The organism is Streptomyces griseoflavus, from assembly GCF_014649995.1.
Classification (GTDB): Bacteria; Actinomycetota; Actinomycetes; order Streptomycetales; family Streptomycetaceae; genus Streptomyces; species Streptomyces griseoflavus.
Map to the genome: position 1 here is coordinate 279142 of NZ_BMUC01000007.1, position 13460 is coordinate 292601.

The following is a 13460-nucleotide window of genomic DNA, read 5'->3' on the forward strand; positions in this document are numbered from 1 at the left end:
CGGCGTCCACGCCGCCGGTGCCGGACCCCTCCGTCGTGCCGGCCGTCTCCGGACCCTCAACCGGAGAAGCCGGCCCGCGCGAGCCGCAGCGGGCCGCGCAGCCGCAGGCGCACGTCGTGCACGCCGTCGACGACGGCGCAGGACGCACGGAGCGTGGTGTAGTCGTACGGGCCCGGTGTGGGTGCCGGGGTCGACAGCGAGGCGAGCACCGGGCCGTCGGCGAGCGAGAACTCGACCGTGCCCTCGCCGGACACCTCCACGGTCACCTGCGTCACGCCGGTGCCGAAGTCGCAGTGGCGGAAGAGCAGTTCGCCGTCCTTGCCGGCGACCGCGGTGACCGAGTCGCCGGCCGTCCTCGTCCGGTCGACGATCACGGTGGCGCTCTCCTCGTCGAAGTCGGCCGCGTCGAGGCCGCGTTCGAGGACGGGCCGGGGGAGGGCCGGTTCGCCCTCCAGCGCGAGGGTGGCGCGCCCGCGGACGTCCTCGCTGGAGGCCCCGGCCAGCAGCTCGTACGCACCCGGCTCCACCCGCCACCGGCCTGCCGCCACGTCATGGAACGCGAAGGCGGACAGCGGCAGGACGAAGGACAGTTCGGCCGTCTCCCCGGGCGCCAGCGTCACCCTCCGGTGCGCCAGCAGCTCGCGCCGCGGGCGGGGCACCGACGGGTCGACGGCCCGGGCGTAGAGCTGCGGCACCTCGTCGGCGGTGACGGCACCGGTGTTGGTGACGGTGAACTCGGCCCGTACCGCCCCGTCCACAACCTGTGCGGTCAACTCCCCGTAGGCGAAGGACGCGTAGGAGAGGCCGTGTCCGAACGGGAACAGCGGTGTGCCCTCGAAGTACAGATAGGTCTGGCGGGAGCCGATCACGTCGTAGTCGAGGAGGTCCGGCAGGTCGGCGTCGCCGGCGTACCAGGTCTGCGGCAGCCGGCCGGCGGGGGAGACGTCACCGGCGAGCACCCGGGCCAGGGCGGTGCCCGCGGCCTGGCCGCCGTGCGCGGTCCACAGGACCGCCGGGAGGCCCGCCGGGTCCACCGCGTACGGGTAGGCGGAGACCAGCGCCAGCACGGTGTCCGGGTTGGCGGCGCGGGCCGCGCCCAGCAGCGCCTCCTGCTGGGCGGGCAGGCGCAGCGTCGTACGGTCCTCCGTCTCGCGCCCGTTGATGTGCGGGTCGTTGCCCGCGACCACCACGACCACGTCGGCGCGGGCCGCGGCGCGCGTCACCGCGTCCACCCCGCGCTCGACGACGACCAGCTCGAAGACCTCGGCATCCTCCTCGGCAACCTTCACGCCGTCGGCGGCGACCTGCACATGGCGTCCCGTTCCCACGTGCCTGAGGAGGTGACCGTCCCCGTGCGGTTCCAGCCGGAACGTCTCCTGCACGATCCAGCCGCCCGGCTGGTCGGCGGAGGCGCGCACGTACCCGTCCTCGGCGACCGAGAGGTAGCGGCCGTCGGGCGCCCGCAGGGTGAGCACGCCGGCGCCCCAGTCGACCAGGGCCAGTTCGGTGCCCGCCCGCCCCGCGGTGAGCGGCGGCAGGTCGGTGCGGCCGGCGAGCAGCGCCGGGTCGAGGGCGCCTTCGGCGCCGCGCGCCTCCTCGAGGGCGCCGGAGGCGGGCGGCACGTGCAGGAAGGCACCGGCGGAGGTCTTCAGCAGGACCCGGTCCACCCCCTCGGCGAACTCCACGCGGTCCGCGCCGAACCGCTCGTACAGGCCCTCCAGCGGAGTGGAGCGGTGGATGAGGCTGCCGCTGTACCAGTCGAGCTTGCACTCGTCGGCGAGCAGTCCGACGACGGCGACGCGGGTGTCCGGGGCGAGCGGCAGGAGGCTGTCGTTCTTCAGCAGGACGACCGCCTGTTCGGCGGCCTCCAGGGCGAGCGCCCGGTGCTCGGGTGTGTCGAAGGCCTGCTCCCCGGCGTAGGGGTCCGCGCCCGGGTCGAACTCGCCCAGCCGGAAACGCACCGAGAGCTGGCGGCGGACGGCCGCGTCGATGTCGGCCTCGGTGAGCAGTCCCCGCTCCAGCGCGCCCTCCACCCGTCCGATGATCTTCGAGCTGTAGGTGCCGTGGTCGGTGAAGCTGTCGACCCCCGCGCGCAGGGCCGCCGCGGTGGCTTCCTCGTGGGTGTCGAAGTAGTGCTCGGAGTCGACCAGGTTGGAGGGCGCGCCCGCGTCCGAGCACACCAGCAGCTCCTCCCCGGTCCAGGAGCGCAGCTGCTCCCGCAGGTACGGCGAGACGTGGTTCGGGCGGCCGTTGACCAGGTTGTACGCCGGCATCACCCCGGCCACCGCGCCCGCCTCCACCGTCTCCCGGAAGGCGCGCAGGTCGTACTCGTGCAGGACGCGGGGGCGCACGGAGCTGGAGGAGGTGTCGCGGTCGGTCTCGTTGTTGTGCGCCAGCCAGTGCTTGAGCACCGGCGCCGTGCGCCAGTACACCGGGTGGTCGCCGCGCAGGCCGTGGGTGTAGGCGGTGGCGATCGCGGAGGTGAGCTTCGGGTCCTCCGAGTAGCCCTCCTCGTTGCGGCCCCACAGGGGATGGCGCAGCAGGTTGACGGTCGGCGCCCAGACGTTGAGGCCGACGCGCTCGTCCCGGGCGCGCATCGCGCGCGCCTCCCGGGACACGGCTTCGCCCACCCGGCGCGCCAACTCCTCGTTCCAGGTGGCGCCCAGGCCCACGGCCTGCGGGAACACCGTCGCCGGGCCCATCCAGGCGACCCCGTGCAGGGCTTCCTGGCCGGTGCGGAAGGCGGCGATGCCCAGACGTTCGACGGCCGGTGCGAACTGGTGCAGGAGCCGGGTCTTCTCGTCGAGGGTCAACCGCGACAGAAGGTCGTCGATGCGCTTCGCGAACGGCAGTGCCGTATCGCGGAAAGGCAGCGTGGGCGGCGTGGGTGCGGTCACGTGGAGTTCCCCTCGGGGTGGAGCGGCGAGGCGCTTTCGAAGCGCTTCGATGCTCATTCGAGGCGGGGGTGGGTGTCAAGGGATCCAGAGGGACCGGATCGGGCACTTCTCCGGTGGTCCTCCCCTCTCAAGCCGGCGTCGCGATCACGTATACATCCGAGGAATCTTGGATGTGACCCTTGTGTGCCCCTGGGTGTTCACTTAACCTCGCAGCAACATCGAAGCGCTTCGACTGCGAGGCCCGCCCCGTGCGGCGCAGCTCCCGCCGACCGACCGCTTCGGCTCAGCCAGTTCCACTGAAGACACCGCAGCCGACGGCCCCCTGCCGGGTGTCCTGGTGCGCCATGAAGGGTTGACGCAATGACGCCGAACGCCTCCCTCTCCTCCGGACCGAGCCGGAGAAGCTTCCTCGCCTCCACGGCGGTCGCCACCGCAGCGGTGGCGGGAGGGATGCCGCTGCTCGCGGCATGCGGTGGATCCGACGGTGGTTCGCGGGACGGCACCACGTCGGGCAAGGACGCCAAGAAGATCCTCCCGGCGTACGTGGCGAGCAACGTGGTCACCCCCGACATCCCCAGCAAGAACGGATCCGCGGTCGGCTTCACCGGCAAGCTCGACCTGAGGGGCCTGAAGACGTCGGTGCCCGAGAAGCTCGGCAAGGGCGGCAGGGTCACCGTGATGTCCCCGTTCTGGGGGTCCCCGCCGAAGGCCGGCAACACCTACTACACGTCGATGAACGACCTCATCGGCGTCGACGTGGTCTGGCAGAACCAGGACGGCAACACCTACGACCAGAAGCTCGGCGCGGTGCTCGCCTCCAGCGAGGTGCCCGACGTGGTGGTCGTGCCCGGCTGGAACATGACGGGCAAGATCCCCAGTGCCGTCATCGGCAAGTTCGTCGACCTCGGCCCCTACCTGTCCGGCGACGCCGTCAAGGACTACCCGAACCTCGCGGCGATCCCCACCGACGCCTGGCAGCGGTCCATCTTCGGCGGCAAGCTGCGCGGCCTGCCCATGCCGTCCTCCTACGTCACCGGCATCGTCCCGCTCTACCGCCAGGACATATTCGAGAAGGAGGGCTACGAAGTCCCCCGCTCGTGCGACGAGTTCCTGGCCCTGGCGAAGGAGGCCACCAGCGCCAAGGCCAAGCGCTGGGCCTGCCTGGACATGAAGTGGACCGCCTTCAACGCCTTCGGCGTGCTCTCCGGCGAGGAGAAGTCGCTCGGCTGGAACGACGTCGACGGCAAGCTGATCTACCGCATCGAGACCGAGGAGTACCTCGAGGCCCTGGAGTGGACGCGCAAGCTGTTCGCCGCCGGCGTGGTGCACCCCGACGCCGCGCTGGGCAAGAGCAACGCCAACGACCCCGGCCCCAAGTTCGCCGCCGGTGAGTTCCTCATCTACAACCAGGACTCCTCGCAGTGGTGGAGCCGCACCGCCGAACAGGCCGTGCAGAACCCCGAATTCAAGATCTGGGGCATGGACGTCTTCGGCCACGACGGCGGCGATCCCACGCTGTGGGCCAAGAACCCGGCCGGCATCTTCGCCTTCGTCAACAAGAAGGCCTCCGAGGCCGTGATCCGTGACGTGCTGGCCGTCGCCAACGTCACCGCCGCGCCCTACGGCACCAAGGAGTACATGGCCACCAACTACGGCGTGGAGGGCACCCACTACACCGTCAAGGACGGCGTGCCCACCAAGACCGAACAGGGCAACATCGACGTGATGAACGCCTTCGTGATGATCGCGAGCCCCGCCGCGACCATCGCCCACCCCGACTTCCCCGAGGTCGCCAAGGGCCAGGTGGAGTGGCAGCAGCGGATGGGCGCCTTCACCAGGAAGTCGTCCTTCTACGGCATGCAGATCACCGAGCCCGCCCGCTGGACCAACCTCTCCAACGACTTCGAGCAGCTGGAGGACGACGTCGTCCGCGGCCGCAAGAAGATCAGCGACGTGCAGCAGGCCGTCTCCGACTGGAGGAGCAAGGGCGGGGACGAACTCCGCGACTGGTACAAGAAGATCCTCGACGAGAACGGCACGGCGGCCGGCTGACCGGGCACCGAGGCAAGGAGAACCGCCGTGTCCCACAGCACGGTGCCTCGGACCGACACCGAGGCCGAAGCGAAGGAGAACCGGCCACAGGCGCACGGCGGCGCCACCGGGGCCGGGAAGCAGCCACCCGCCGGGAAGCTCAGCCTCAGGACACGGCTCCGGCGCGACCGCGTCCTGCTGCTGATGACACTGCCGGCCGTGCTGCTGGTGCTGCTCTTCAACTACCTGCCGATCCTCGGCAACGTCGTCGCGTTCCAGGAGTACGACCCCTACATCAGTGACAACGGGGTCGTCTCCATCCTGCACAGCCCGTGGGTGGGCGTGGAGAACTTCCAGCGCATCTTCGAGGACTCCGCCTTCTGGAACGCGGTGCGGAACACCCTGGTGCTGTTCTTCCTCCAGCTGGTCCTGTACTTCCCGATCCCCATCCTGCTCGCGCTGCTCATCAACAGCGTGGTCAGGCCCCGGGTGCGGGCGATCTCGCAGGCCATCCTCTACCTGCCGCACTTCTTCTCCTGGGTGCTGGTCATCGCCGTGTTCCAGCAGCTGTTCGGCGGCGCCGGGCTGCTGTCCCAGCTGCTGCGCGACCACGGGTACGACGGGCTCAGCCTCATGACCGACCCGGACACGTTCAAGTTCCTGGTCACCGCGCAGAGCGTGTGGAAGGACGCCGGCTGGGGGATCATCGTCTTCCTCGCCGCGCTGGCCTCGGTCAGCCCCGACCTGTACGAGGCCGCCGCGATGGACGGCGCGAACCGCTGGCGCCGCATGTGGCACGTCACGCTGCCCGCGCTGCGCCCGGTGATCGCCCTGCTGCTGGTGCTGCGCGTCGGCGACGCCCTGACGGTCGGCTTCGAACAGATCCTGCTGCAACGCGACGCGGTCGGACCGGGAGCCGCGGAGGTCCTCGACACCTTCGTGTGGTGGAACGGCGTGCGCAACCAGGACTTCGGCTACGCGGCCGCCGCGGGGCTCGTCAAGGGCGTCATCAGTCTCGGCCTGGTCCTGATCGCGAACAAGGTGGCCCATCTCATGGGCGAGCAGGGGGTGTACAAGAAGTGACCGCCGTCATCGACAGACCCGCGCGCAGACCAGGCCGCTGGGCGGCCCCGCCCCGGCCGGTGTGGGAGGAAGCGCCCGGCCGGGCCGGACTCGCCGGCAAGGGTCTGGTCCTGCTCCTGGCCTGCCTGGCCATCCTCTTCCCGCTGTGGATCGTCGTCGTCACCAGCCTGTCCACGCGCAAGGCCATCGACGAGGCCGGCGGGCTGGTGATGATCCCGACGGACATCACCTTCGTCGCCTACCAGGAACTGCTCAGCGGCGGCCAGGTCACCCGCGCCGCGCTCGTCAGCATCGGCATCACCCTCGTCGGCACCGTGTTCTCGATGACGGTGTCGGTGCTGTGCGCCTACGGACTGTCCCGCACCGGGTCGCTGGGCCACCGCTGGATCCTCATGGTGCTGCTGGCCACGATGTTCTTCAGCGCCGGCCTCATCCCCACCTACCTGCTGGTGCAGTCCCTGGGCCTGACGGACACCTACCTCGCCCTGATCCTGCCCAGCGCGATCAGCGTCTTCAACATCCTGGTGCTGCGCGGCTTCTTCATGGGCATCTCGCAGGAGCTGACCGACAGCGCCCGCATCGACGGCGCGGGGGACCTGCGCATCCTGTGGCAGATCGTGCTGCCGCTCTCCCGCGCGGTCGTCGCCGTGATCACGCTGTTCTACGCCGTCGGCTACTGGAGCGCCTGGTTCAACGCCTCCCTGTACCTGAACGACCAGGACATGCTGCCGCTGCAGAACGTCATGATCCAGCTGGTGCAGAAGCAGGAGGCGCCGGTCGGTCTGGGACAGGCGATCAAGACGGGTGAGCTGTCCGGCCTCGCGGTGCAGATGGCCGTGATGGTGATGGCGCTGCTGCCGGTGGCCGTGCTGTCGCCGTTCGTCCAGAAGCACTTCAAGAAGGGCATGCTCACCGGTGCCGTGAAGGGCTGACGCCCTTGCCTTCCGGGGGAGCCGCGCCGGATACCGGCCGCGCGTCCCGTGCGGTCGATCGCGCGGTTCCCCCCGCCCTCTCAGGTTTCCTCCCCCACCCCCTCACAGGCGAGGTTCTCCCATGCTCACCTCCTCCCCGAGCCGGCGTGCCGTTCTTGCCGGGGCCGCCGCCGTCGCCGCTGTCGCCGGTGTGCCCGTCCTCGCCGGCCGGGCGCGGGCCGCCGGGGCCTCCGGCTACCGCTGGCGCAACGTCGTCATCGGCGGGACCGGTTTCATCACCGGTGTGCTGTTCCACCCGCGGGTGCGCGGGCTCGCCTACGCCCGTACCGACATCGGGGGCGCCTACCGCTGGGACGGCCGGCGCGAGAGCTGGGTCCCGCTGCTCGACCACATCGGGTGGGACGACTGGAACCTCCTCGGTGTCGAGGCGATGGCGGTCGACCCGGCCCGTCCGGACCGGCTCTACCTGGCCTGCGGCACCTACGCCCAGACGTGGGCGGACAACGGCGCGGTGCTGCGCTCGGACGACCGCGGCGCCACCTGGCGGCGCACCGACCTCACCGTGCGGCTCGGCGCCAACGAGGACGGCCGGGGCACCGGCGAGCGGCTCCTCGTCGACCCCCGGGACAGCGACACGCTGTGGCTGGGCACCCGGCACGACGGACTGCTCAAGTCGACCGACCGGGGCGCCGGCTGGGCGCCGGCGGGCGGCTTCCCGGCCACCCCCTCCGCGACCGGCCAGGGCGTCACGTTCCTCGTCGCGGCGGGGCGCACCGTCTACGCCGGCTGGGGCGACGGCGGCGACACGAACCTGTTCCGCACCTCCGACGGCGTCACCTGGGAGGCGGTCCCCGGGCAGCCGTCCGGCACCGCCGCACGCGTGCCGATCCGGGCCGCGTACGACCGGCACGCCCGCGAGCTGTACGTGACCTACGCCGACGCGCCCGGCCCCAACGGCCAGTCGGACGGCAGCGTGCACAAGCTGCGCACAGCCGGCGACGAGTGGACCGAGGTCACCCCGGCGAAGCCCGACGCGGGCTCCGCCGACACCTTCGGCTACGGCGGTCTCGCCGTGGACGCCCGCCGTCCCGGCACCGTCGTCGTCTCCACCAACAACCGCTGGGCGGCCGTCGACACCCTGTACCGCTCCACCGACGGCGGCCGCAGCTGGCGCTCACTGAAGGAGACCGCCGTGCTCGACGTCTCCGAGACGCCCTACCTGAAGTGGGGCGAGGACGAGCCCAAGTTCGGCTGGTGGATCCAGGCCCTCGCCCTCGACCCGTACGACTCGCACCACCTGGTGTACGGCACCGGGGCCACCCTCTACGGCACCCGCGACCTGCGCCACTGGGCGCCGCGGGTCCGCGGCCTGGAGGAGACCTCCGTGACCCAGCTGGTCTCGCCCCCCACCGGGAGGGCGCACCTGATCAGCGGGGCGCGGGACATCGGCGTGATGTACCACGAGCGGCTCACCTCGTCCCCCGCGCGGGGCATGGCGACGAACCCCGTGTCCGGATCGGCGACGGGACTCGCGCAGGCGGCGCGCCGGCCGGCCTACGTCGTCCGGGCGGGCTGGGGCGAGAACGGCAACGGCGCCGCCTCCCACGACGGCGGCCGGACCTGGCGGCCGTTCGCGTCCCAGCCCGGCATCGCCGAGGACGCACCGGGTCCGATCGCGGTCAACGCCGACGGCAGCGTGCTGCTGTGGTCCTTCGCGCACTGGGACGGCACGACGTACCCGGCCCACCGCTCGGCGGACGACGGCGCCACCTGGTCCGAGGTCCCCTCCTTCCCGAAGGGTGCCGTGCCGGTCGCCGACCCGGCCGACCCCGCCCTGTTCTACGCGTACGACACCGCCACGGGAACGCTGTTCGCCAGCACGGACGGGGGCCGCTCCTTCGCCGCCCGCGCGAGCGGACTGCCGGCCGGGGACAGCCAGTTCAAGGTGGTCGCGGCGCCCGGCCGCACCGGCGACCTGTGGCTGAGCGCCAAGGGGAACGGGCTGCACCGCTCCACCGACGGGGGCAGGAGCTTCACCGCGGTGGAGAGCTGCCGGGCCTCCTACACCCTCGGCTTCGGCAGGGCCGCGGCCGGCGCCGCCTACCCGGCGATCTACCAGGTCGGCTCCACCGGGGCGATCACCGCCGTGTACCGCTCCGACGACGAGGCGAGGACCTGGGTGCGCATCAACGACGACGACCACCAGTGGGGCTGGACCGGCGAGACCGTCACCGGCGACCCGCGCGTGTACGGCCGGGTCTACCTCGCCACCAACGGGCGCGGCATCCAGTACGGAGAGCCCGCCTGATGCCGAACCTGAACGACACCACCCGCGGCCGCATCCTCTACGGCGGCGACTACAACCCCGAGCAGTGGCCCGAGGAGACCTGGCACGAGGACGTCCGCCTGATGAAGCGGGCCGGCGTCAACACCGTCACCCTCGGCGTCTTCTCCTGGGCCAGGATCGAACCCCGGCCGGGAGAGCGGGACTTCGGCTGGCTCGACCGGCTGATGGACCTGATGCACGACCACGGCGTCGGCGTCGTCCTCGCCACCCCCACCGCCTCACCGCCGCCCTGGGTGGGACACCTCCACCCCGACACCCTGCCCCGCGACGCCGACGGCCGCACCGAGTGGTGGGGCGGACGCCAGCACTTCTCGCACTCCAGCGCCACCTACCGCCGCCTCGCCGCCGCCCTCACCGAGGACCTGGCCGCCCGCTACGCCGGCCACCCGGCCCTCACCATGTGGCACATCAACAACGAGTACTGCACCTACGACTGGGGCGACGAGGCCGCCGCCCGGTTCCGTGACTGGCTGCGCCACCGCTACGGCACCCTCGACGCCCTCAACACCGCCTGGGGCACCGCCTTCTGGAGCCAGAACTACGGCGACTGGGCCGAGGTGCTCCCACCCCGGCACACCCACTACATGAAGAACCCCACCCAGGTGCTGGACTTCAAGCGCTTCACGTCCGACATGCTCCTGGAGTGTTACACCGCCGAGCGCGACATCGTCCGCCGGCACACCCCGCACCTGCCGGTCACCACCAACTTCATGCCGCTGTGGGCCGGTCAGGACGCCTGGCGCTGGGCCGAGGAGGAGGACGTCGTCTCCGTCGACCTCTACCCCGACCCGCGCGACCCGTCCGGGGCGCAGGGCGGAGCCCTGGTCCAGGACATGACCCGCTCCCAGGCCCGGGGCCCGTGGATGCTCATGGAGCAGGCGGCCGGAGCGGTCAACTGGCGCCCCGTGAACCACCCCAAGCCGCGCGGCCTCAACCGGCTGTGGTCGCTGCAGGCCGTGGCGCGGGGCGCGGACGCCGTCTGCTACTTCCAGTGGCGCCAGTCCCGGCAGGGCGCCGAGAAGTTCCACTCCGGCATGGTCGGCCACGCGGGCGAGGAGGGACGCACGTACCAGGAGGCCGAGCGGCTCGGCGCGGACCTCGCCCGGATCGCCCCGCGCGTCAGCGGCAGCGGCGTCACCGCCGACGTCGCCGTGCTGCACGACTGGCACTCCTGGTGGGCGGGCGACCAGGAGGGCCGCCCCTCCCGCGAGGTCGCCTACCCGGACGTCCTCGGCGCCTGGCACCGGGCACTGTGGCGGGCCCACCTCACCACCGACTTCGCCCACCCCGCACACGACCTGTCCGGCTACCGGCTGGTCGTCGTCCCGCAGCTCTACCTCCTCACGGACGCTGCCGTCGACAACCTCCTGGCGTACGTACGCGGCGGCGGCACCCTGGTCTGCGGCTTCCTGACCGGCGTCGCGGACCAGGACGACCGGGTGCGCCCCGGCGGCATGGACGCCAGGCTGCGCGACCTGTTCGGCATCCGCACCCTGCACGCATGGTGGCCGCTGGAGCCGGGGGAGGAGGCCGGCTGCGAGGGCGGCCTGCGCGGCACCCTGTGGTCCGAGGAACTGGAACCCGACGGCACCGCGGAGGAGACCGTCCGCTACCGGGGCGGCGAGCTGGACGGGCTGCCCGCCGTGCTGCGCAAAGGACGCGCCTGGTACGTCTCCACGCTCCCCGACCCCGATGCCCTGCGCGCCCTGCTGTCCCGCGTCGCCGCCGGCGCCGGGGCACGGCCGGTGCTCGACGGGCTCCCGGACGAGGTCGAGGCGGTGCGCCGGGGCGAGCTGCTGTTCCTGCTCCACCACGGCCGGGAGCCGGTCACCGTGGACGTCCCGGGCACCCACCGCGACCTCCTGACGGAGACCACCGTGACCGACCGGATCACCCTGGGCCGCTACGGCGTGGCGGTGCTGGAGTCATGAGCGCCACGCCCGTCCACGGAACCTGGGAGCCGCACCCGGCCGCCCGCTGGGAGGACGCCTTCCTGAGCGGCAACGGCCACCACGGCGCCCTGGTGTTCGGCGATCCGGACGACGACCGCACCGTCGTCACCCACCACACCCTCGTCCGCCCGGCCGAGGGCGACGACCGGCACCGGCGGCCGCCCGCGCTGGCCGGCCGGCTCGCCGCACTCCAGGACCGGCTGCTCGCCGGCGACACGGCCGCGGCCGAGGAGTTCACCGACGGACGCCCCCTGCGGTGGGTGCGCCCCTTCCACCCGGCCTTCCAGATCCGTGCGCGGCGCGCGGAAAGCGACCGGGACCCGTCCGGGTACCGCCGCGCGGTCGACTTCGCCACCGGCGTCGCGGAGGCCACCGGCGACGGCTGGGCCAGCCGCGTCTTCGTCTCCCGCGCCGACGACGTGATCGTCCAGTACGTCACCGGCGCCGGACTCTCCCTCGACCTCTCCCTCGACCACCGCCTCCCCGGCGCCCCCGCCGGCCTGGGTGTCGGCCACGGAGCCGTCCTCACGCCCGAGGGCGCCCTGCTGAGCCTGCGCGCCCGTTACCCCGGCAGCGACCTCGCCTACACGGGCGTCACCCTCGTCGCCGTCACCGGCGGCACGACCTCCCTCGCCCCGCCCGGCGTGCGCGTGCAGGGCGCGCGGTCGGTGCTGCTGCTCACCCGGGTGCGCCGGCACACCGGGGAGGCGGACGTGCTCACCGAGGGCCGCGCCCTGCGCGACCTCCTCGACGACGTGCCCGGAACCCCGTACGAGGGCCTGCTGGCCCGCCATCTGCCCCCGCACCGCTCCGCCTACGAACGCGTCACCCTCGACCTGGCCGCCGACCCGGACGAACGCGCGCTGCCCGGATCCGAGTTGCTCACCCGGCCGGGCAGCGCCGCCCTGCTCGAACGGCTCTTCGCCGCAGGCCGCTACCACCTGCTGTCCTCCAGCGGTCTGCTGCCGCCCCGGCTCACCGGACTGTGGACCGGCGACTGGGACACCGCCTGGTCCGGCGCCTTCACCCACGACGCCAACCTCAACCTGCAGACCGCGTCCGCCGCCGCGGCCGCCCTGCCGGAGGTCACCGAGGCGCTGGCCGCCCTGATCCAGCGCCAGCTGCCGGACTGGCGGGACAACGCCCGTACGGTGTTCGGCGCCCGGGGCGTCGTCGCGCCCGCCCACAGCGACGGCGAGTCCGGGCACTCGTACCACTTCAGCCGCGAGTACCCCCTCCACCTGTGGACGGCCGGTGCCGACTGGCTGCTCAAGCCCCTCGTCGACCACGACGAGACCCGCGGCGAACGCGACCCGCGCACCGCCGCCGCGCTCGCCGAGACAGCCCTGTTCTACGAGGACTTCCTCACCCGTACCGACGGCGAGGGCCGTCCGGTCGTCGTCCCCTCCTACTCCCCGGAGAACCGGCCCGCCAACGCCGGCTGGGGCACCGTCAACGCGGCCATGGACCTCTCCGCCGCCCGCCACGCCCTGCGGACCGCCGCCGCCTACCACCCCGGCGACGCCGGCCGCCTGCGGGCCCTCGCCGACCGGCTCCCCCCGCACCGGATCAACGCCGACGGCGCGCTCGCCGAATGGGCGTGGCCCGGCCTGGAGGACTCCTACGACCACCGCCACCTCAGCCACCTCTACGGCGTCTGGCCGCTGGACGAGATCTCCCCCTACGACACCCCGGACCTGGCCGCCGCCGCCCACCGCGCTCTCGAACTGCGCGGCACCGAGAACGACTCCGCGCACGGACACCTGCACCACGCGCTGATCGCGGCCCGCCTCCGGGACGGCGAGCGGGTCACCCACGCGCTCGGCCGGGTCCTCGACGGCGACTTCTTCCACGCCTCCCTGATGAGCGCGCACTACCCGCACCGCCACGTCTACAACGCCGACGCCGCCCACACCCTGCCCGCCGTGCTGATCGAGGCGCTGGTCCAGTCCACCCCCGACCGGCTGGTCCTGTTCCCCGCCCCGCTGCCCGCCTACCCGAGCGGGCGGCTGCGCGGGATCCGCACCCGCTTCGGGGCCGTACTCGACCTGACCTGGTCCCCGGACGGCGCCACCGCCGTCGTCCGGCCGGCCCGCACCCACCGCGTCACCCTGTGGACTTCCGCCGGCGCCGAACCGCTCGACCTGGTCGCCGGAGAAGACCGCGTCCTCACGCCGAGGACGCGGTGACCCCCGCAGTCCCCCCACCCATGGAAGGA

The 13460-nt window shown here is 72.6% G+C and carries 7 protein-coding genes; 6 read left to right on the forward strand and 1 reads right to left on the reverse strand.

The genetic code is table 11. From position 1 onward, the window contains the following. Positions 1-56 precede the first annotated feature (56 nt). Positions 57-2897 carry a glycoside hydrolase family 3 C-terminal domain-containing protein gene (locus tag IE172_RS17235; protein WP_190098118.1) on the reverse strand — a complete coding sequence of 947 codons (2841 nt, stop codon included), beginning with the start codon at positions 2895-2897 and terminating at the stop codon, positions 57-59. Positions 2898-3257: 360 nt separating this feature from the next. On the opposite strand from IE172_RS17235, the gene IE172_RS17240 reads away from it, so the two are divergent. The 6 genes from IE172_RS17240 (at position 3258) to IE172_RS17265 (ending at position 13431) form a co-directional block, all read left to right on the forward strand. Then, positions 3258-4949 carry an extracellular solute-binding protein gene (locus IE172_RS17240; protein WP_190098119.1) on the forward strand — a complete coding sequence of 564 codons (1692 nt, stop codon included), beginning with the start codon at positions 3258-3260 and terminating at the stop codon, positions 4947-4949. Between the two features lie 27 nt (positions 4950-4976). Next, a complete protein-coding gene (locus IE172_RS17245) occupies positions 4977-6011 on the forward strand; it encodes an ABC transporter permease (RefSeq protein ID WP_190098120.1) in 1035 nt (344 codons plus the stop codon). After that, positions 6008-6943, forward strand: coding sequence for a carbohydrate ABC transporter permease (locus IE172_RS17250; RefSeq protein WP_190098121.1), 936 nt, complete (start codon positions 6008-6010; stop codon positions 6941-6943). The genes IE172_RS17245 and IE172_RS17250 overlap by 4 nt, the downstream gene beginning before the upstream one ends. 121 nt (positions 6944-7064) lie before the next feature. After that, complete coding sequence (locus tag IE172_RS17255; protein ID WP_190098122.1) at positions 7065-9251, forward strand: sialidase family protein; 2187 nt, start codon at positions 7065-7067, stop codon at positions 9249-9251. Beyond that, the gene (locus tag IE172_RS17260; RefSeq protein ID WP_190098123.1) at positions 9251-11221 is read left to right on the forward strand and encodes a beta-galactosidase; all 1971 of its coding nucleotides are present in this window, start codon (positions 9251-9253) and stop codon (positions 11219-11221) included. Before IE172_RS17255 ends, IE172_RS17260 begins: the two co-directional genes overlap by 1 nt. Then, positions 11218-13431 carry a glycosyl hydrolase family 95 catalytic domain-containing protein gene (locus IE172_RS17265; protein ID WP_190098124.1) on the forward strand — a complete coding sequence of 738 codons (2214 nt, stop codon included), beginning with the start codon at positions 11218-11220 and terminating at the stop codon, positions 13429-13431. Before IE172_RS17260 ends, IE172_RS17265 begins: the two co-directional genes overlap by 4 nt. Positions 13432-13460: the final 29 nt, after the last annotated feature.

Bases quoted from the DNA above. Each gene is read 5' to 3' on its own strand.
- IE172_RS17240 (WP_190098119.1), top strand. From the start codon at position 3,258: ATGACGCCGAACGCCTCCCTCTCCTCCGGACCGAGCCGGAGAAGCTTC.
- IE172_RS17255 (WP_190098122.1), top strand. From the start codon at position 7,065: ATGCTCACCTCCTCCCCGAGCCGGCGTGCCGTTCTTGCCGGGGCCGCC.
- IE172_RS17260 (WP_190098123.1), top strand. From the start codon at position 9,251: ATGCCGAACCTGAACGACACCACCCGCGGCCGCATCCTCTACGGCGGC.
- IE172_RS17265 (WP_190098124.1), top strand. From the start codon at position 11,218: ATGAGCGCCACGCCCGTCCACGGAACCTGGGAGCCGCACCCGGCCGCC.